An 18,834-nucleotide genomic window follows, 5' to 3' on the forward strand; every position below is an offset into this window, starting at 1 on the left:
GGGCGGCGGTCTGGTGCTGGCGATCGTGCTGGGCGTGCTCGGGTTCGCGGTGGCCGTGCCGCTGCGGCGGCGGTCGCGCGGGATTCCCGGAATCGTGCGGATGCTGCAGTCTCCGGCGGACGAGCAGTCCGCGGCTGCCGCGTGGGCCCGGTCGGCCTGGGAACGGCGGCACCTGCACCACCTCGCGCTCGGCGTGATCGCAGGGCTGTCGCTCGGCGCGGCCGCGTTGCTGGTCGCCTGGTACGGCTTCGGCACGTTCCCCGGCTGGCTCGACCCGCTGTCCGCGACCGGGGTGTTCGGCTTGGGCGTGCTGGCCGTCGGGCTGCTGCGGGTGGTCTACACCGCGGCCACGAAGCCGGGGCGCAACCGGCACCTGGGCGCGCTGGCGGACCTCGTGTGCTTCTGGCCGCGGGCGGCGCACCCGGCGATCCCGCCGTGCTACGCGCTGAAGGTGGTGCCGGACCTCGCCGCCCGCGCGAAGGAGCACCTGGCCGAGCCGAACACACGCGTGGTGCTGGGCGGGGAGAAGCTGGGCAGCGTGCTGGCGGTGATCGCGGCCGCGCGGCTCGTGCACAGCGTGTCCCCGGCGGACCGGGAACGGGTCGGCCTGCTCAGCGCCGGGTCACCGCTGCAGTGGGGGTACCAGCGGGCGTTCCCGGCGGTGCTGCCGCACGCCGCGCTCGCCACGCTGTACGGATCGCTGGACGGGCGGTGGCGCGGGCTGGCGCGCGGCACGGACATCTTCGGCGGCGGCGTGACCACCTGGCGGCACCAGGTCGACGGCGACAAGCTCACCGGCGAGGGCTACCTGCCGGACGGCGGCTGGGGTGCCCTGCCGCCGGCCGCCGCGGGCGCGACCGGCGCGCTCGTCCTCGGCGGGGACCACTGGCTGCCCGACCCCGTCCACCCGCCCTCCGGCGCGCGCCGCTGGGCGGCCGGGGTGCTCGGCCACGCGGACTACCTGGTGGACCCGGAGTGGGACCAGGCGGTGGCCATCGCCGCCGGCCTGGAGACACCGGGCAAACCGGCTCGCGGAGAGGCCGAGCAGGTCCCCCTGTTCCCCGACCTCCCCCGGTTCCACCTGAACATGGCTCGCTGAGCAAACGAAAAGGCCCCCTCGGCGAGGGGGCCTTTTCCTTGCTGACTCAGGGTTTCGTCGGATCGGCGCCTTCCACCGGCATCGGCGACTCGGTCGCGCCGCGCTTGCCGAGCAGGGAGTGGCGGCGGCTGTAGGCGAAGTAGATGACCACGCCCAGCGCCATCCAGGCCAGGAACCGCAGCCAGGTCAGCACCGTCAGGTTCAGCATCAGCCACAGGCACGCCAGGATCGCGAGGATCGGCACCACCGGCACCCACGGCACCCGGAACGCGCGCGGCAGGTCCGGCCGCGTGCGGCGCAGCACCAGCACGCCGGCCGACACCAGCACGAACGCGAACAGCGTGCCGACGTTGACCATCTCCTCCAGCTTGTCCGCCGGGAAGAACGTGGCCGCCACCGCGACCAGCAGGCCGACCAGCATGGTCGCGCGTGCCGGGGTGCCCCGCTCGCTCGTGCGGGCCAGCGAGCGCGGCAGCAGGCCGTCGCGCGACATCGCGTACAGCACCCGGACCTGGCCGAGCATCAGCACCATCACCACGGTGGTCAGGCCGGCCAGCGCGCCGATCGAGATGACGTTCGCCGCCCAGTTGACGCCGTTCGCGGCGAACGCGGTCGCCAGCGTCTTGTGGCTGCCGTCGCCCGCGTCGGTGGCCAGGTCGGTGTAGGGCACCATGCCGACGACCACCAGCGACACGGCCACGTACAGCACGGTGACGATCGCCAGCGAGCCGAAGATGCCGCGCGGCACCGAGCGCTGCGGGTTCTTCGTCTCCTCCGCGGTGGTGGCCACGATGTCGAACCCGATGAACGCGAAGAACACCAGCGAGGCTCCGGCCAGCAGACCGAACAGGCCGAACGAGCTGCTCGCGCCGCCCGCGATGACCGAGAACAGCGACTGGTCGACGCCCGACTCACCGCTGGCCGCAGGGGCGCCCGGCGGGATGTAGGGCGAGTAGTTGGCGCCCTTGACGTAGAACAGGCCGAGCACGATCACGAACAGCACGATGCCGACCTTGATCGCGGTGATCACCATGGACACCCGGGAGGACAGCTTGGTGCCGATCGTCAGCACCAGGGCCAGCGCGAGCACCAGGATCAGCGCACCCCAGTCGACGGTGACGCCGCCGATGTCGAACGTCGTCTTCGCGCCGTCGCCGAAGATGTAGCCGAGCACCGTCTCCAGGTACACCGACCAGCCCTTGGACACCGCGGCGGCACCGACGGCGAGCTCGAGCACCAGGTCCCAGCCGATGATCCAGGCCATGAACTCGCCGAACGTCGCGTACGAGAACGTGTACGCGCTCCCGGCGACCGGCACCGTCGAGGCGAACTCGGCATAGCACAGCGCGGCGAGACCGCACGCGATCGCGGCGAACACGAACGCCAGCGACACCGACGGTCCGGCGTAGTCGCCCGCCGTGCGCGCGGTCAGCGTGAAGATACCGGCGCCGATCACGACCGCGACCCCGAACACCGTCAGGTCCCACGCGGACAGGTTGCGCCGCAACCTGGTGTCCGGCTCGTCGGTGTCCTTAATGGACTGCTCGATCGACTTCGTGCGCCACAGCCCGTTACCTGGCAAGGGTGTCTCCTCCCGGTGTCCTGGGTCTCAGGTCCGGTTGGTCACCCTAACGCGAACGGGTGAGGCGAGCGAATCGGAGGTCAGACGAGCTGGCGGTCCAGGTCCGGCTCCAGGTAGATCAGCCGCGCGGACGGCACCCGCTCGCGCACCCTGGCCTCGGCCGCGTCGATCTCGCCCGCCACCTCGGACAGCTCCAGGCGCGGGGCGAGCGCGAGCTTCGCGGCGACCAGCAGCTCGTCCGGGCCGAGGTACTGGGTGCGGATGTGGATGACGCGGTCGACGCGGCCGCCGGTCAGGGCCTCGCAGATGCTGTCCAGTTCGCGGTCGGTGGCGCCCTCGCCGATCAGCAGGCTCTTCATCTCGACGATGAGGATGATCGCGATGATGCCGAGCAGGACACCGATCATCACGGTGCCGATGCCGTCCCACACCGGCTCGCCGGTCACCTCGGACAGCCCGACGCCGATCAACGCGAAGATCAGGCCGAGCAGCGCGCCGGTGTCCTCCAGCAGCACGACCGGCAGCTCCGGCGTGCGCGACTGGCGGATGAACTGCCACCAGGTCGCGTCGCCCTTGATCTTGCGCGACTCCTTGATCGCGGTCATGAACGAGTAGGTCTCCAGGCCGATCGCGACGACCAGGATGCCGACCGCGACCAGCGGGCTGGTCAGCGGCTCCGGGTGCTCGATCTTGTGGATGCCCTCGTAGAGCGCGAACACCGAGCCGAGCGTGAACAGCATCAACGCGACCACGAACGACCAGAAGTACCGCTCCCGGCCGAAGCCGAACGGGTGCTCCCGGGTGGCCCGCCGCCGCGCCTGGCGTTGGCCGAGCAGGAGAAGACCCTGGTTGGAGGTGTCGGCGACCGAGTGCACCGACTCGGCGAGCATGGACGACGACCCCGTGATCAGGAACCCGACGAACTTCGCCGCGGCGATCCCGGCGTTGGCGATCAATGCCGCGACGATCGCCTTCGTTCCGCCACTTGCCGACACGCTGACCCCCTGCTGAAGTCTTTCCGTTTTGTCGCAGTGAGCCTAGAGCTTCCCGCCTCAGCGCAGCAGTGGGAGTCCGCCGACCAGTTTGTCGATCTTGTTCCGCGGCCCCACCAGGCTCACGGCGTAGTACTCGAAGGCCTCCTCGTCGGTACCCGCCATGGCCTCGGTGTACTCCACGTAGGACCGGCTGGCCTGCGCGTGCTTGGACATGTCGGCGACGAAGACGCCCTCCCGGTTGGCGGCCTTCGTGCGGATCTGCAGCAGCTTCGCCGCGTCGGCGGCCAGGATCGAGCAGCCGGTCCACGGCAGCCCGGCGTGCGGGCGGGCGGAGGCGTCCTCGACCTGCGGGCCGACCAGGTCGGGCAGGACCTTGCCGACCGCGGCGCCGAGGCACGCGGTGGCGTTCGCGACGAGACCCGGCCCGAGCGACGGGTCGGCGACGATCACCCACTTGACCTTCGCGGTGCGGGTGGTGGCGTCGAGCTGAACTTCAACCTGAGGATCTGTGGTCACGAGCGCACAAGCTAGGCAAAGATGTGCGAGTCAGCCAGCAAGTCCGAACTTAATTCGACGGGAGGCCCGTTTTGGCCCGCTTGGACGAACTTGATCAGGCGTTGCTGCGGGAACTGCAGCGCGACGGACGGCGGACCAACCGGGAACTGGCCGCCGCGACCGGCGTCTCGCCGTCCACGTCGCTGGAGCGCGTGCGCGCGCTGCGCGAGCGCGGGGTGATCCGCGGCTACAACGTCGACCTCGACCTGGCCAAGATCGGCCGCCCGGTGCAGGCGCTCATCGCCGTCCGGGTGCGCCCGCCGTCCCGGCCGGTCATCGATGCCTTCCGGGAATGGGTGACCCTGCTGCCCGAGACGCTGGGCGTGTTCGTGGTCTCCGGCGGCGAGGACTTCCTCGTGCACGTGGCGGTGCCGGACAACGACGCCCTGTACGCGTTCGTCATCGACCGCCTCACGCAGCGCAAGGAAGTGGCCGACGTGCGGACGAGCGTGGTCTACGAGCACATCCGCAGCCGCGTGATCGATCCGGCCTAGACGAGTAATGCGGAAGTCTGGGTGGTGTCTGGAGACGGACGAAGGGTGTTCAAGATCCGTTCGTGACGACAGACCTGAACACGACCGCTTGGCGGGCCGGCGTCGGCTGGCCGGCCACCGAAGCGGACCGACGCCGAGTTGGTCACCCTGGCCGTGGCTCAGGCGTTGCTGGGGTTTCACCTCCGAGGCCCGGTGGTCGCGGTTCCTGCCCGTCCGGATGCCCGACGTTCCGGTACTTGCCCGGCCAGTCCGGCTACAACCGTCGGACCTGGCCGGCTGGGCCAAGTACGGCTTCTGCCGCTCGCACTCCCGCTGGTTCTGGGGCCTGCGCCTGCACCTGCTCGCCGAGGACCCCGGACTGCTGATCATGGCCGACAAAGGCTACGTCTCCCGCGAACTCGACCACTACCTCACCGAGCGCGGCGTCCGGCTGATCCGGCCGTCCTACCGCAACCGCAAGCCCCATCCCGGGTGAGCCGCTGCTCAAGTCCATCCGCCAGCTCATCGAATCGGTCAACGACACCCTCAAAGGCCAACTGAACCTGGAACAGCACGGCGGACCCACCATCGAAGGCGTCGGCATCCGCATCGCCCAACGCCTCCTGGCCCTCACCGCCGCCATCTGGCACCACCGCGCCACCGGCCAACCCACCACCCGATCCCTCACCGCCTACGACCACTGACCGAGTTACGCATCACTCGTCTAGCGCTCGCGGAGCAGAGCCACCCCGTCGCCGTCGAGTTCGTCGCAGTACGCCGTGCGGCCGGTCATCGCCATGATCAGCGCGAGGGTGGGTCCGGTGACCAGCGGGCCGGAGCCGGTCGTGAACGGGCCGTCGCTGGCGACCAGCCGCAACCCGCTCACGCGGCTCTTCGCGACGACGACGAGGTCCGAGCCCGCGTAGTACGCGGCCAGCCGGGTCAGCACCGGTTCCGGGTGGTCTCGCCGCAGTCCGAGCGGCCGCCGGATGTCCTCGCCGTGCACCACCGCTTCGCCGAGCAGGGCGATCACCGGCAGTGGCGGCTTCGTCGTACTGCCGACGACCCGGCGGAACCGCGCGAGCGTGTCGGCCGGCGCGTCGCCGAGGTGCTCGGCCAGCCGCACCGCCACCTGCTTGTCGAAGTCGAAGCGGCAGCGGATCACCCCAGCCAGCCATCGCACGGGCGTCAGGCTCGCCGACGCGGTGAGGTGGGCGAGCACCTCGCGCACGGAAAGCCCGGCGCAGAGCGACGGCGTCGCCCACTGCTCGTCGGTCAGGTCGGCGAGGTCATCCGCGAGTGCCTTCCGTTCGGCGTGCACCAGCGGCCAGAGGTTTTCGGTCATGCCGCATACGACCGTTCCGGCACCGCCGGAATCATCGCTACAGGCAGCCCGATGTGGCGCGGAACAACTGCGTCCGGCCGCTCTCCGCGGGGTGCACGGCGACCGCCGGATCCGAAGCCGGCACCCACACCGACTGCCCGCGGCGCAGTTCGATCTCCTGACCGCTCTCCGCCTTGATCCGCACCGAACCCTGCGTGCACAGCAGGATCTGCGGCTTGCCGTTGTCGACGCGCAGCGAACCGGTCTCCCCGGCCTCCCACTCGCACCGGGACAGCTCGAACTCCGGCGCGTCGGTCGTGTACACCTCGCCGCACGCGGACGGCTCACCGCGCAGGATCGGCATGTCCGCGCAGGTGAAGTCGACGACGCGGAGCAGCTCGGGCACGTCCACGTGCTTCGGCGTGAGCCCGCAGCGCAGGATGTTGTCCGAGTTCGCCAGGATCTCCACGGCCGTGCCGTGCAGGTACAGGTGCAGGTTCCCGGCGGGCAGGTAGATCGCCTCGCCGGCGCTCAGCGTCAGCCGGTTCAGCAGCAACGCGGCCAGCACACCGGCGTCCCGCGGGTGCGCCTCGCCCAGTTCGAGGATCGTGCGGCACTCGACGTCGAACTCGCCGTGGTCCTTCACGTGCAGCACGCACGCGTCGAGCACCTCGGGCAGCAGCTCGTCCAGCACCGGCTGCGGCAGCGTGATCCACGTGGTGAACAGCGCACGCAGGCCGTCGGAGTCCGGCTGGGCGGCCAGCAGCTCGGTGTACTTCGCCAGACCGGGGGTCTCGATGGCGCGCAGCAGCTCGACCGTGCGCTCCGGCTTGCGGAAGCCCGCGAGCGCGTGGAACTCGGTCAGCGCGCACACCAGTTCGGGCTTCGCGGTCGGGTCCGGGTAGTTCCGGTTCGGCGCGTCCCGCGGGATGCCGGCGGCCTCCTCGCGGGCGTAGCCCTCGGCCGACTGCTCGGCCGACGGGTGCGCCTGCATCGACAGCGGCTCCTCGACGGCGAGGATCTTCAGCAGGAACGGCAGCCGGTTGCCCCAGTGCTCGGCGCACTCCCGGCCCAGCTGGCCGAGCGGATCGGCCTCGACGAGTTCCAGCAGGCTGCGCTCGTCACCGTCCGGGCCGACGATGCGCGACGGGTCGCCGGGGTGGGCGCCCATCCACAGCTCCGCCTCCGGGTGCGGCGCGGGCACCTCGCGTCCCAGCAGCTCGGGGATGGTCGTCCGGGACCCCCAGGCGTAGGGCCGCACCGCATTGCGCAGCAGCTCCACTGTCTTCTCAACTCCTTGGCTCTTCCAACCCCTCGCCCGATTCCCGCGGGATCGGGCCCGAAACCGGCGTCAGGCGGACGCGGGCTCGTAGTGCCCGCCACCACCCGTGGTGGCGGTCGCCAGCCCGAGGTAGACCGCGGCCAGCTCGAACCGTAGCGCGAGCACCCCGGCGCGCACGGGCTCGTCACCGACGATCTCGTCCGCTGGGGCGACCACTCCGGCCCCGGGAAGCGTATGCGAAGCGTCGTGGCGCGCCGCGTCGGCCGCCGGGCCGCTGTGCACCGCGAGCAGCAGCACCCGGTAGTTCGGCAGGTCGGTGTCGAAATCGGGGTCGGCGAAGATGTCCCGCTCGCCGGAGCTGCTCGCCGCGGCCTGGCGCAGAGCGCGACGGGTCAGCGCCTGCCGGTAGTCGGCGATGTCGGCGACCACCCCGGCGAACGAGCCCAGCGCGTATCCGGCGTGCTGGGCGACCGCGACCGCGATCGGGTCCAGCCCCCACAGCAGCGGGATCCGGTCGGCGAGCCGCAGGGCGAGCGCCTTGGCGGGGTTGGCGAAGGAGTCGCGGCCGAGGTGGCCGCGCTCGGCCTCGGAGTCGAGCTGGTCGGCCAGCAACTGCACGTCGGCGACCAGCAGGCCGAGTGCGTTCGCGGTGAGCAGCCCGGCGGCCAGGCCGCGGGCGAAGGTCAGTTCGGGCGGCACCGGGACCCGCGGGACGAGCTGCACGCCCTTGCCCGCCAGCGACGCCGCGACCGGGCCCTCGTTCGGCGCGGACAGCACGACCGTCGCCCCGTACCGCGCGGCGCGCTCCACGCCGGCGGCCAGCTCGCGGTCGAACGGGTCGTCGGTGTGCGCGAAGACGACGTCGAGGGCCCCGATCCACGGCGGCACCGCCTCGCTGACCACGACCGGCGCCGGGCAGGCCGGCGCCAGCAGTGCGTACAGCAGACGCGCGACGCTCCGGCTCACCCCGGGACGGACGATGAGCACCAGCGCCCGCGGACGGCCGAGGTCGAGCCGGTCGGCCAGCTCGGCGTCCGCGGCGACCTCGGCGGTGGAGCGCACCTGGGCGCCAGCCATCGCCGCCGCCCTCAGCAGTCCTGCAGTGTCGGCCTCCGCCAGGCGCGCGGGGTCGTCCAGGAGGGTGTCGTCAAGCACCGTCGGCACGGGACTCACCCGGAATCGTGGCCTCGTCGAGCAACAGCACCGGGATGCCGTCCCGGACCGGGTACTCGCGACCACAGGAGGTGCACGTCAGCGCGTCGGCCTCCGGGTCGCTCGCCGTTCCGGGGCGCAGCGGCGCGTGGTCGTCGGACGGGCACGCCAGGATCTCCAGCAACTGGGCATCGAGCGCGACTGCCATGGAACCTCCCTAGCTGCGAACGATCGCGAGGACTTCGTCGGTCAGCGCGCGGACCGCGTCCTCGTCGGCGGCCTCGACGTTGAGCCGCAGCAGCGGCTCGGTGTTGGACGGGCGCAGATTGAACCACGCCTTGTTCGGCAGCTTCACGGTCAGGCCGTCCATCTCGTCGATCTCGACGCCGGGGCGGCTGCCGAACGCGTCCTTGACCGCGAGCTGCTTGGCGACCTGGTCGTCGACCGTCGAGTTGATCTCGCCGGACGCCGCGTAGCGCGAGTACTCCGCGGTCAGCTCGGACAGCGGCCGGTCCTGCTCGCCGAGCGCGGCCAGCACGTGCAGCGCGGCCAGCATGCCGGTGTCGGCGCGCCAGAAGTCGCGGAAGTAGTAGTGCGCGGAGTGCTCGCCGCCGAAGATCGCACCGGTGGCGGCCATCTCCTGCTTGATGAACGAGTGGCCGACCCTGGTGCGCACCGGCTTGCCGCCGTGCTCGGCGACGATCTCCGGCACGGCCTGCGAGGTGATCAGGTTGTGGATGATCGTGCCGCCGGGGTCCTTGGCCAGCTCGCGCACGGCGACCAGCGCGGTGATCGCGCTCGGCGACACCGGGTCGCCGTTCTCGTCGACCACGAAGCAGCGGTCGGCGTCGCCGTCGAAGGCCAGGCCCGCGTCGGCACCCACCTCGCGGACCTTGGCCTGCAGGTCGACCAGGTTCTTCGGGTCGAGCGGGTTGGCCTCGTGGTTGGGGAAGCTGCCGTCGAGCTCGAAGTACATCGGCACGATCTCGATCGGCAGGCCCTCCCGTCGCCCACCGCCACCCTCAACGGAGTCGCTTCGCGACGCTGTCTGCATTCCGAACACGGTCGGGACCGTGTGGCCGCCCATGCCGTTGCCCGCGTCGACGGCGATCTTCAGCGGTCGGCTGCCGGACAGATCGACCAGCTTGCGCAGGTACGCGGCGTAGTCGCGGAGGACGTCCCGCTCGGTGACGCTGCCGGGCTGGCCGGCGAACTCCGGCACGCCCTGCTCGACGGTGTCGCGGATCTCGGCGAGCCCGGACTCCTGCCCCACCGGGGCGGCGCCCGCGCGGCAGAGCTTGATGCCGTTGTACTTGGCCGGGTTGTGGCTCGCGGTGAACATCGCGCCGGGCATGTTGAGCGACCCGGAGGCGAAGTAGAGCTGGTCGGTGCTGCACAGGCCGATCGACACGACGTCCAGGCCCTGCGAGGTGACACCCTCGGCGAACGCGGCGGCCAGGCCGGGCGAGGACTCGCGCATGTCGTGGCCGATCACCACCGACGGCGACTCCGGCTTGATCAGCAGCGCGAAGGCGGCGCCGAAGTCCCGTACGAGGCCGGCGTCCAGCTGCTCGCCGACGACGCCCCGGATGTCGTAGGCCTTGACGATGGCCGACAGGTCTGACACGCGCTCTCCCCGAGAGTTGTCCATGGGCTGCGGATACCCGAGAGCCTACCGGGGGAACGCCAGGCGGATGTGGCGTGACCTACGAGATCGGGTCGGGCAGCACCCGCAGGTGGCCGCGACGGCCGGAGGGGCCCTCCGGTTCCGGCGGCGGGGCGGGCTTGTCCGACCGGCCGGCCTCCCGGACGGCCTCGGCGAGCGCCGTGAGCTCGTCGTCGGACCGGTCCGGGGCGGCGAACTCGCCCTCGTGCCGGACGACCTCCCAGCCCCGGGGCGCGGTCAGGCGGAGCGCGTGCGCCTCGCACAGGTCGTAGGAATGCGGCTCGGACGCCGTCGCGAGGGGACCGACCACCGCGGTCGAATCGCTGTAGGCGTAGGTAAGCGTGGCGACGGCCGGGTTCAGGCACCCCGTTCGCGAACACTTTCGTACGCTCGACACGATCAGGGACGATAGCGCTTCCCCCTGACAAGTGCGCGCAGGCGCACCGGTGCAGGCCACCGACCGAGGCCAACGCGTAACCTTCCGGATGTGTCTATGGCTCGAAGTTCCCGGCACCGGCGGCGTGTCCGCCGGGACCGGCATGGCCGCGGGCTGCGCGGGCCGCTGTACCCGGCGACCCTGCCGGCCGCGGCCAGCCGTGCGGAGAAGTTCGACCAGCTCGTGCTCGATGCGCTGGAGCCGATCGAGGCCAGGTGGCGGGACCAGCTGACCAAGCTCGACGTGGCGGTCGACGACGTGCCGGAGATCCGCGGCGCGGGCGGCCCGGCGGACGACGGGGTGCTCCACGACGGGGCGGTGCCGCTGTCCCGCCTGGTCCCGGCGGGTGTCGACCGGGTCGGCCTGCCGACGCGCGCGCGGATCGTGCTGTACCGGCGGCCGCTGGAGGCGCGGGCCAAGGACCCGGGCGAACTGGCCGAGCTCGTGCACGACGTGCTGGTGGAGCAGGTGGCGGGCTACCTGGGCGTCGAACCGGACATCATCGAGGGCGGCGAGTAGTTCCCCGGGCGGTGCCCGGAACGAGTGGTTTCCGGGCCGTTGGTTCTCGAGTGGGTGGCGGCGGCCCCGGCCGGCTCGTGGGCGCAGCGGCTGCGCGGCCCTGCCGGATTGCTCAGGAGCACCACGGCCAGCGGTTCCACCGCAGCGGGCACCGGTGAGAAGCGCACCGGCGCCATCGCCGGCCCTCCAGCGGCTCCGGCGCGGCACGTGCCTCGCGACCGTCCTGCGCGGGCCTGCCGGATCGCTCAGGAGTGCGCCGGCTCCGCTGCCGGCTCCAGTGGGCGTGGTTCGCGCAGCCTGGTCGGCACCGCGGTCAGCAGGGTGAACAGCGCGGCCGCGATCTGGACCAGCAGCAGCACGTCCCGCAGCGTCGACGGGTGCTCGAGCGTCACCTCGGCCTGGCTGGTCGGCACCGCGACCGCCACCTGGTGCCCCCACGCCGGCACGACCGGCACCAGCTTGCCGTCCACCTGCGCGCGCCACCCGTCCTCGTGCTCGGCGGCCAGCACCAGCAGCCGCCCCGGCACGCCCTCCGACACCCGCACCCGCACGTCCGGCAGCTGCGCGTCCACCGGCGTCACCCCGAGCGTGCTCGTCGGCGCCTGCGACGTCACCGCCTGGCGCGCCACCCCGGGCGGGATCAACACGACCTGCCCGCCCGGCTCCAGCAGCCGCAGCACCGGCCGCCCGTCGGACGTCGGCGCCACCGACGACGCCAGGTCACCGGCCATCGTGACGATCGGGCGCGGATCGGCGCCCGCGGGCAGCACCACGAACAGCGCCCCGGACGCCGCGGCGCCGGACAACGCGGCCCTGGTCCGGCCCGGCTCGGGGTCGGTCAGCGCGTCCTGCCACCCGGCCAGCCGGGCGGGCGTCGCCGCGCTCACCGCCAGCTGCTCGTCCCCGAACCGCGGCATCCGGCCGCCCGTCTGCAGCGCGGGCGCGTCCCCGGCGTCCAGGACCAGCACCGAGCGGCCGGTGCGGGCCAGCTCGTCGGCCTGGTCCTGCGCCAGCGCCGGCCCGCCACCGGAGTGCAGCGGCCCGCCGCTGCCCGCCACGACGACCCCGACGGCCAGCGCCACCAGCAGCACCCCGCCACCGGCGAGAAAGGGCTTTCCGACCGCGCCGCGGCAAGCCGACAGCACGATCCACAGCAGTCCGGCCCCGATGACCAGCAGCGGCACCCCGGCGAAACCCGGCGACACCGGCCCGCCCTGCAGCGGCGCCACTTCCACCAGCCGCACGACCAGCAGCCCGGCGACGCCGAGCACCACCACGGCGAGCCCGGCACCGGCGGCCCGGCCCGGCCGCACCGCGAACGCGATCACGGCCGCCAGCAGCAACGCGAGCCCGACCGGCCACGCCCCGGCGCCGCCCGGGTCCAGCCCGGCCAGGTCGACCGCGGTCACCGGATCCCCCGGCCCGCTCAGCCCGTGCAGCACCAGCGCCGGGTGGTTCACCAGCACGGTCGGCCACGGCATCAGCAACGCCAGCGGCACCAGCACGACGATGACCACCGACGCGGCCCGCTTGAGCAGCGGCGCCGGCGAGGGCAGCACGACGAACCCGACGAGCAGCCCGGCCAGCGCGAGCAGGTGCGCCAGCGGCGAGAACGCGCCCAGCAACGCCAGGCCGAGCGCGCACAGCGACGACGAGTGCAGCCACCGCTGCCCCGGATACGCGAGCACGCCCGCGATGCCTGCGATCACCGGCGGCAGCAGGATGTGGGCGGCCACGACGTCGAGCCGGCCCTGCGACACCGCGGCGGTCGCGGCGGGCAGCAGCCCGTAGGCGGCGGCGATCACCGCGCGCACCCAGGGCTGCACCGGCAAGCGCCGCGTCGCGAAGAACGCCGACACCCCGGCGAGCGGAGCGTCGGCGGTCATCAACAACGACACGAACCCGTGCGGCGTGAACACCGCACCGAAGGTGCCGAGCACGGCCAGCGCGGCCGGCGCGGCGCTCGCGGTGCCACCGTTCACGGCGTGCCAGCCCGCGAGGTAAGCCGACCAGACCTCGCTCAGCGAACCGGCTTCGAGGAGCCGTCCGCCGGCGAGGTCGAACCCCAATCGTCCCGCGTTCACCGACAGCCCCAGCGCGGCGAGCACCACGAAAACGCCCGCCACCGGGGCGATCCTGGCCACCTTCGAGGTCCTGTCCGGGACGTTCACGTTGTCGGGCAAGGCTTCTCCAGTGGGCGGCGGCGATCGGTGAGGATCTTCTGCCGCGCCAGCCTAGCTGAGCCGACCGTGACTCCACGCACCCGCACGAGCACGCGGAGACCTGTCACCTCGTTGTGAAGCAGGCGTTAAATTTCCTTACACAGCCCGCTTTTTGAGCTTCCGACGCTCCCGTTCGGACAGACCGCCCCAGATGCCGAAGCGCTCGTCGTGGGCCAGCGCGTACTCCAGGCATTCGCCCTTCACTTCGCAGCCCTGGCAAATCCGCTTCGCCTCACGGGTCGAGCCGCCCTTCTCCGGGAAGAACGCCTCTGGATCGGTCTGCGCGCACAGTGCGCGGTCCTGCCACTCGGGGGGCTCGTCGTTGTCGAAGAGGTCGACGAGCTCGCCCAGCTCCACCTCCGGGCCTTCTCGCCACTCCACGACGTTCCCCCAATCCCTTCCGTCGGATTCCAACCGCACGTCCGCCTCCTCTGCTTCCACGCACTCCCCAGGCTGGCGGTCTTGCATCGCCGTCACCGTCGCCCCCTTGCAGCAACGAATAACAGCACTGTGATTACACCCGTGTAATGAGGCTAGGTCAAGCGGAGTAGCGAGGTTGGGGGATGCTTCTGCCCCGTCGCGCAAGCGGACACGCCGAACATCAACTCGCCAGGATGCGACAGACTGGACCCCGTGCAACGATCCGCGGTCCGACCAAGTCCTGTCTTCTTCGGCATTCTCGCACTCACCGTAGTGGGTGGCCTACTGGCCGCGTTCGGTGACGCGAGCACACTGCTCACTTCCGACCAAGACCCGATGGTGGTAGCCGGCGTCTTCATCCTCGTGATCGCCGGCTGGGTGCTCTCACTCACGCTGCACGAGTTCGGGCACGCCTTCGTCGCCTTCAAGGGCGGCGACTACGAGGTGGCCTCCAAGGGCTACCTGTCGATGGACGTCCGGCACTACACCGACCCGGTGCTGTCGATCGTGCTGCCGCTCGTCTTCCTGCTCATCGGCGGCATCCCGCTGCCCGGTGGCGCGGTGTGGATCAACCGCTGGGCGCTGCGCACCCGCGGGGTCGCGTCCTGGGTGTCGCTCGCCGGGCCGCTGTCCAACCTGCTGATCGGCATCGTGCTGACCGTGGTCGTGATGCTGGTGCCGATGCCGATCGGCCTGCTGGCGGGCCTGTCGTTCCTGGCGCTGCTGCAGATCGCGACGTTCGTGCTGAACATCCTGCCGGTGCCCGGGCTCGACGGCTACGGCGCGATCGAGCCGTACCTGTCACCGGAGGCGCGCGAGTTCGGCGCGAAGGCGCGGCCGTGGGCGCCGCTGGTCCTGTTCGCCCTGCTGTTCGCGGTGCCCGCGGTCGGCGACGCGTTCTGGGACCTCGTCACGTTCATCTACGGAGCGGTCGGCGGCGACGACGTCGCGGCGGCGGTCGGCCAGTACACCTTCCTGTTCTGGCGCCACTGAGGTTCAGGCCGCGCGGGCGAGCCACTCGTCCGCGCGGCGCACGACCCGCTTCAGCCCGCTGCGCTCGCCGAGGTAGTCGCCGACCAGGCCGACCACCGGCAGCATCCCGACGGCCCGGTGGTAGAACCGGCCGTGCGGCCGCTTCTCCAGCTCGTCGGTGATGGCCAGCAGCGAGCGGCCCATGCGCCACAGCGTCTTGCCCGCCGACTTCAGCGTGATGCGGCGCGGCCGGTGCTCCGCCTGGGAGAACTCGCCGGCCAGCTTCGCGGTCTCGGCGTCCTCGTCGGCGGCGTCGAACTCCTCGTTCTTGCCCGCGGCGAGCGCCGGGTCGATGTCGCGCTGGAAGAGCACCCAGGCGACCAGCCGGACCTTCTCGCCGACGTCGCTGACGCCGTACTCCTCCGCGATGGCGGTCAGCAGCAGCGCCTGCGCCGCCGTGCCCAGCGCGTCCTGCACCGGCAGCCGGTCGGCGAGCGCGCCGCCGAGGCCGGGGATCGAGGTGACCAGAGACGTCAGCCTGCCGAGGCGGTTGACCCACCAGTCGATGTGGCCGTCGCGGTCGGTCGCCTCCCACGCGGCCGAACCGGGCACCCGCACCGAAGCCAGGCCCTCCAGCCGTCCCGGCGTGCGCAGCGCGTGCAGCACCGGGCCGGACGCGCGCACGACCGGGCGCAGCACGCCGACGACCTGACGATCGGAAATCGCTTCACCCACGGCTGGCAGCACCCTTCTTCGGCGGTACGGCGAGCGCGCCACCGAGGCTCATGGCCGCCGGCAGTGCCCCGCCGGCGATGAGCAGCAACGCTCGCCAGTCCTGCAGCAGCACGAGATCCCCGCCGGGCCCGAACAGCCCGACGATCACTATGACCAGTACCCACGCGACGAGCGGCGCAAACGCCGCCCGCGGCGCCACCAGCCGCCCGGCCAGCCGCACGAGCAGCGGGGTGGTGAGCGCCGCGACGAGCACGGTCACCGGGAACGGGATGGTCCCGCCGACGTACAGCGGCAGGAAGAACAACTCGAGCACCGCCAGCAACGCCGCGTCGAGCACCAGCAGCACCAGCAGCAGCCTGGACACCTACAGCCCTCCGAACAGGTCGCGCTCCGCGCCCTCCGCCGGGCCGCGCACGAGTACATAGTGCTCGACCTCGTCGATGGGCTGCGCGATGCCGTTGGACAACGCGAACGCCGGGGGCCGCACGCTGATCTGCGTCTCGTGGGCGGCCAGCGCCGCGATCTTGGCGTCGAGGTGGTCGCGCACGTCGATCGCGGTGGTGATCTCCTCGTCCGGGGTGACCGGGAGCTCGCCGTCGGCTGGCAACCGCCACGGCAGGCCCGGCTCCTCGCGCAGGCGCGCCACCCCGCGGGCGAGCGCGTCGCGGGACGCGGCGATGTGGAAGACCCGCCGCACGTAGGGGGCGTCTTCGACGGCGAGCATGGTTACAGCGTGTGCCCGGATGTGGTCCGGGTGCCCATACCCACCGAAGTCGTTGTAGGTCACCACCACATGGGGCCGCGTCTCGTCCAGAACGGCGCGCAACTGGGCGGCCTGCTCATGTGGATCTCCTCCGGAAAACGCCCGTGGGTGGTCGGCCGAGGGCGTGCCCGCCATGCCCGAATCACGCCAGCGCCCGATACCTCCCAGATAACACTGACGGGTCAACCCGAGCGCCCGGACGGCGGAGGCCAGTTCCCCCGCTCGGTAGCCCCCGAGCTGGTCCGCCGCCCACGCGCCGAGCTGGTCGAGCGCCTTGGGGATGATCTCCCCCTCCTCGCCGAGTGTGCAGGTCACGAGGGTCGTCTCGACCCCTTCGGCGGCGTAGCGGGCGATAGTCCCGCCGGTGGTGATGCTCTCGTCGTCGGGGTGGGCGTGGACGAGCAGGAGCCGGCGTGCGGAGGTAGCGGTCACGACTTCAGGTTAATTAGAAGATTGTGTGGCGTTCCTGTCACAGGCGTATGACTAGTCCTTTCGTGGGGTCCACAAAGTGGGACGCGTCGGTTATTCTCCCCCGAGCTACGCACCGCGCCGTAGCAGGGGAAATCCAAGAAGGGGTGCCCGTGCACCGAGATCCGGTGGGCAGGACCGGCGGCCACGAACGGCGACACTCGTCCCCCGTTCGAGTGAGGGACCGCGCGTCACTGTTCCATCACAATCTCACGCTGAGTGGCCGTCTCGGCTGTTCCGCTGCCTAGGTTGCACGACTACGGTGGGCAAACTCGATCACCTCGACAGTTCGCCGCCACAGGACGAGGCCGCCTCGCTACCCACGACGGCGTCGAGCAAGGAGAATGAATGTTAGGGAAGACCAAGTCACGTGCCGCCAGAATCGGCGCGCTCGCCGCGACCGCCGCGCTGGTCCTCGCCGCGTGTGGCGGCGGCGGTGGTGACAACAGCGGTGTGCAGACCGGCCAGGCCTTCGCCGAGTGCGACGCCAACGCCAACGCGTGCAACTCGGCCGCCGCTGACCAGCTGCAGGACGGCGGTGACGTCACCTTCGCGATCGAGAAGAACATCCCGAACTGGAACGTCACGTCCGGTGAGGGCAACGTCTTCGAGACCGGCATGGTGACCAAGGGCATCCTGCCCTACACCTTCTACACGACGCCGGACCTCAAGCCGACGCTGGCGACGGACTTCGTGACCTCGGCCGACATCACCAGCACGAACCCGCAGACGGTGGTCTACAAGATCAACCCGAAGGCCGTGTGGTCCGACGGCACGCCGATCACGGCGGACGACTTCATCTACAACTGGAAGGTCCAGAACGGCAAGGACTGCCCGGACTGCGCCCCCGCCAGCACCTCCGGTTACGACCGGATCGCCTCGGTCGTGGGCTCGGACGGCGGCAAGACGGTCACGGTGACCTTCACCAACCCGTTCACCGACTGGAAGGTCCTGTGGAGCTCGACCGGTGCGATGTACCCCGCGCACCTGGCCGCCCAGCACGGTGACCTGAACACCCCGGCCGGCCTGGCCGAGTCGTACAAGTGGTTCGGCGAGACCGTCCCGACCTGGTCCGGCGGTCCGTGGAAGATCGACAACTTCCAGAACAACGTGTCGGTCACCATGGTGCCGAACCCCGCGTGGTGGGGCGCCAAGCCGAAGCTGTCGCGCGTGATCTTCCGGATCATCACCGACGCCTCGCAGGAGCCGACGGCCCTGCAGAACAACGAGGTCCAGGTCATCTACCCGCAGCCGCAGGTCGACCTGGTCAACCAGGTGCGCAACATCCCGAACGTGTCCTCCTACATCGGCCTCGGCCTGACCTGGGAGCACTTCGACTTCAACCTGAAGAACCCGGCGCTGGCCAACAAGGCGCTGCGCCAGGCGCTCTACACCGCGGTCGACGTCCAGGGCATCATCAACAAGACCGTCGGCCAGTTCACCGACAAGGTGAAGCCGCTGCAGAACCACAACTTCATGCCGGGCCAGGAGGGCTACAAGGACGTCATCTCGTCCACCGGCCAGGGCACGGGTGACATCAACAAGGCGAAGCAGATCCTCACCGAGGCCGGCTACAAGCTGCAGGGCGACCAGCTGATCGACCCGAGCGGCGCGGCGGTGCCGACCCTGCGGATGCGCTACACCGTGGGCAACCAGATCCGCCAGAACGAGTGCGAGCTGTTCCAGCAGGCCGCCAGCCAGCTGGGCGTCAAGGTGGACATCATCCCCACCGACGACCTCGGTGACACCACCAGCAACGGTGACTTCGACATCATCGTGTTCGCGTGGGTCGCCTCGCCGTTCCCGTTCTCCGGTGCTCAGCAGAACTGGACCACCGGTTCGGAGAGCAACTACGGCGAGTACTCCAACCCGCAGGTCGACAACCTGATCGCGCAGGCCAACGCCGAGACCGACCAGGCCAAGGCGGCGGAACTGCTCAACCAGGCCGACCAGATCATGGCCGACGACGCGTACGTGCTTCCGCTGTACCAGAAGCCGACCTTCATCGCGTCGTACGACAACATCGCCAACATCCGCAACAACTCGACCCTCGACGGGCCGGTCTACAACATGCAGGAATGGGGCATCCGGAAGGGCTGACCCCCTGACCGGAGTACATTACTGAGAAGTAATTCGGTGGGGGAGACCGGCGACGCCGGTCTCCCCCACCC

Annotated in this window: 19 protein-coding genes and 1 pseudogene; 6 read left to right on the forward strand and 14 right to left on the reverse strand. The window is 71.1% G+C overall.

All coding sequences use genetic code 11. From position 1 onward, the window contains the following. Positions 1 to 1,099: pseudogene (locus tag AMY39116_RS46660) on the forward strand (hypothetical protein); the annotation flags it as partial. A 46-nt stretch (positions 1,100 to 1,145) separates the two neighbouring features. Here AMY39116_RS46660 and AMY39116_RS0335115 read toward each other — a convergent pair. The 3 genes from AMY39116_RS0335115 to AMY39116_RS0335125 form a co-directional block, all read right to left on the reverse strand. Next, positions 1,146 to 2,681: an amino acid permease gene (locus tag AMY39116_RS0335115; RefSeq protein WP_020422273.1), complete on the reverse strand. Its 1,536-nt coding sequence runs from the start codon at positions 2,679 to 2,681 to the stop codon at positions 1,146 to 1,148. Positions 2,682 to 2,761: 80 nt separating this feature from the next. Next, positions 2,762 to 3,676: a cation diffusion facilitator family transporter gene (locus AMY39116_RS0335120; protein ID WP_027936491.1), complete on the reverse strand. Its 915-nt coding sequence runs from the start codon at positions 3,674 to 3,676 to the stop codon at positions 2,762 to 2,764. A 57-nt stretch (positions 3,677 to 3,733) separates the two neighbouring features. Further along, the gene (locus AMY39116_RS0335125) at positions 3,734 to 4,192 is read right to left on the reverse strand and encodes a DUF2000 domain-containing protein (protein WP_020422275.1); all 459 of its coding nucleotides are present in this window, start codon (positions 4,190 to 4,192) and stop codon (positions 3,734 to 3,736) included. A gap of 80 nt (positions 4,193 to 4,272) precedes the next feature. On the opposite strand from AMY39116_RS0335125, the gene AMY39116_RS0335130 reads away from it, so the two are divergent. Beyond that, positions 4,273 to 4,725 carry an Lrp/AsnC family transcriptional regulator gene (locus AMY39116_RS0335130; protein WP_027936492.1) on the forward strand — a complete coding sequence of 151 codons (453 nt, stop codon included), beginning with the start codon at positions 4,273 to 4,275 and terminating at the stop codon, positions 4,723 to 4,725. A gap of 217 nt (positions 4,726 to 4,942) precedes the next feature. Continuing rightward, the gene (locus AMY39116_RS47695; RefSeq protein ID WP_020422277.1) at positions 4,943 to 5,200 is read left to right on the forward strand and encodes a hypothetical protein; all 258 of its coding nucleotides are present in this window, start codon (positions 4,943 to 4,945) and stop codon (positions 5,198 to 5,200) included. Between the two features lie 228 nt (positions 5,201 to 5,428). Here the strand turns inward: AMY39116_RS47695 and AMY39116_RS0335140 are convergent, their stop codons facing one another. The 6 genes from AMY39116_RS0335140 to AMY39116_RS0335165 form a co-directional block, all read right to left on the reverse strand. Further along, positions 5,429 to 6,049, reverse strand: coding sequence for a maleylpyruvate isomerase family mycothiol-dependent enzyme (locus tag AMY39116_RS0335140; protein ID WP_020422278.1), 621 nt, complete (start codon positions 6,047 to 6,049; stop codon positions 5,429 to 5,431). A 37-nt stretch (positions 6,050 to 6,086) separates the two neighbouring features. Beyond that, positions 6,087 to 7,310, reverse strand: a complete 1,224-nt coding sequence (gene manA, locus AMY39116_RS0335145) for a mannose-6-phosphate isomerase, class I (protein ID WP_020422279.1) — start codon at positions 7,308 to 7,310, stop codon at positions 6,087 to 6,089. 69 nt (positions 7,311 to 7,379) lie between these two features. Next, complete coding sequence (locus AMY39116_RS0335150) at positions 7,380 to 8,474, reverse strand: hypothetical protein (RefSeq protein WP_020422280.1); 1,095 nt, start codon at positions 8,472 to 8,474, stop codon at positions 7,380 to 7,382. Then, complete coding sequence (locus AMY39116_RS0335155; protein WP_020422281.1) at positions 8,458 to 8,670, reverse strand: Trm112 family protein; 213 nt, start codon at positions 8,668 to 8,670, stop codon at positions 8,458 to 8,460. The genes AMY39116_RS0335150 and AMY39116_RS0335155 overlap by 17 nt, the downstream gene beginning before the upstream one ends. Positions 8,671 to 8,679: 9 nt before the next feature. Continuing rightward, complete coding sequence (locus AMY39116_RS0335160; protein WP_020422282.1) at positions 8,680 to 10,089, reverse strand: phosphomannomutase/phosphoglucomutase; 1,410 nt, start codon at positions 10,087 to 10,089, stop codon at positions 8,680 to 8,682. A 79-nt stretch (positions 10,090 to 10,168) separates the two neighbouring features. Next, positions 10,169 to 10,525 (reverse strand): DUF3499 domain-containing protein, encoded by a 357-nt coding sequence (locus AMY39116_RS0335165; RefSeq protein WP_084506208.1) that lies wholly within the window; start codon positions 10,523 to 10,525, stop codon positions 10,169 to 10,171. 96 nt (positions 10,526 to 10,621) lie between these two features. Between AMY39116_RS0335165 and AMY39116_RS0335170 the strand changes: the two genes are divergently transcribed. After that, positions 10,622 to 11,083: a metallopeptidase family protein gene (locus tag AMY39116_RS0335170; RefSeq protein ID WP_020422284.1), complete on the forward strand. Its 462-nt coding sequence runs from the start codon at positions 10,622 to 10,624 to the stop codon at positions 11,081 to 11,083. Between the two features lie 245 nt (positions 11,084 to 11,328). Here the strand turns inward: AMY39116_RS0335170 and AMY39116_RS0335175 are convergent, their stop codons facing one another. Beyond that, positions 11,329 to 13,266, reverse strand: coding sequence for a hypothetical protein (locus AMY39116_RS0335175; RefSeq protein ID WP_020422285.1), 1,938 nt, complete (start codon positions 13,264 to 13,266; stop codon positions 11,329 to 11,331). Positions 13,267 to 13,401: 135 nt separating this feature from the next. Next, positions 13,402 to 13,656, reverse strand: a complete 255-nt coding sequence (locus AMY39116_RS0335180) for a WhiB family transcriptional regulator (RefSeq protein ID WP_208400690.1) — start codon at positions 13,654 to 13,656, stop codon at positions 13,402 to 13,404. Between the two features lie 282 nt (positions 13,657 to 13,938). Between AMY39116_RS0335180 and AMY39116_RS0335185 the strand changes: the two genes are divergently transcribed. Then, positions 13,939 to 14,718 (forward strand): site-2 protease family protein, encoded by a 780-nt coding sequence (locus AMY39116_RS0335185; RefSeq protein WP_027936494.1) that lies wholly within the window; start codon positions 13,939 to 13,941, stop codon positions 14,716 to 14,718. 3 nt (positions 14,719 to 14,721) lie between these two features. On the opposite strand, the gene AMY39116_RS0335190 is transcribed toward AMY39116_RS0335185, so the two are convergent. From AMY39116_RS0335190 to mshB, 3 genes are read right to left on the reverse strand one after another with little or no spacing between them, the layout of a single operon-like run. Further along, positions 14,722 to 15,432, reverse strand: coding sequence for a hypothetical protein (locus AMY39116_RS0335190; RefSeq protein WP_027936495.1), 711 nt, complete (start codon positions 15,430 to 15,432; stop codon positions 14,722 to 14,724). After that, positions 15,425 to 15,796, reverse strand: coding sequence for a hypothetical protein (locus AMY39116_RS0335195; protein WP_020422288.1), 372 nt, complete (start codon positions 15,794 to 15,796; stop codon positions 15,425 to 15,427). The genes AMY39116_RS0335190 and AMY39116_RS0335195 overlap by 8 nt, the downstream gene beginning before the upstream one ends. Further along, a complete protein-coding gene (mshB, locus tag AMY39116_RS0335200; protein ID WP_020422289.1) occupies positions 15,797 to 16,627 on the reverse strand; it encodes an N-acetyl-1-D-myo-inositol-2-amino-2-deoxy-alpha-D-glucopyranoside deacetylase in 831 nt (276 codons plus the stop codon). It lies immediately after the preceding gene. 384 nt (positions 16,628 to 17,011) lie between these two features. On the opposite strand from mshB, the gene AMY39116_RS0335205 reads away from it, so the two are divergent. Beyond that, positions 17,012 to 18,763 (forward strand): ABC transporter family substrate-binding protein, encoded by a 1,752-nt coding sequence (locus AMY39116_RS0335205; RefSeq protein WP_020422290.1) that lies wholly within the window; start codon positions 17,012 to 17,014, stop codon positions 18,761 to 18,763. Positions 18,764 to 18,834 lie beyond the last annotated feature (71 nt).

Source organism: Amycolatopsis sp. ATCC 39116 (genome assembly GCF_000231075.2).
GTDB lineage: Bacteria > Actinomycetota > Actinomycetes > Mycobacteriales > Pseudonocardiaceae > Amycolatopsis_E > Amycolatopsis_E tucumanensis.

What these genes read in the sequence shown, in the direction of transcription:
- AMY39116_RS0335170 (WP_020422284.1), top strand. Translation starts at nt 10,622, where the DNA reads ATGGCTCGAAGTTCCCGGCACCGGCGGCGTGTCCGCCGGGACCGGCAT.
- AMY39116_RS47695 (WP_020422277.1), top strand. Translation starts at nt 4,943, where the DNA reads ATGCCCGACGTTCCGGTACTTGCCCGGCCAGTCCGGCTACAACCGTCG.
- AMY39116_RS0335155 (WP_020422281.1), bottom strand. Translation starts at nt 8,670, where the DNA reads ATGGCAGTCGCGCTCGATGCCCAGTTGCTGGAGATCCTGGCGTGCCCG.
- AMY39116_RS0335140 (WP_020422278.1), bottom strand. Translation starts at nt 6,049, where the DNA reads ATGACCGAAAACCTCTGGCCGCTGGTGCACGCCGAACGGAAGGCACTC.
- AMY39116_RS0335205 (WP_020422290.1), top strand. Translation starts at nt 17,012, where the DNA reads ATGTTAGGGAAGACCAAGTCACGTGCCGCCAGAATCGGCGCGCTCGCC.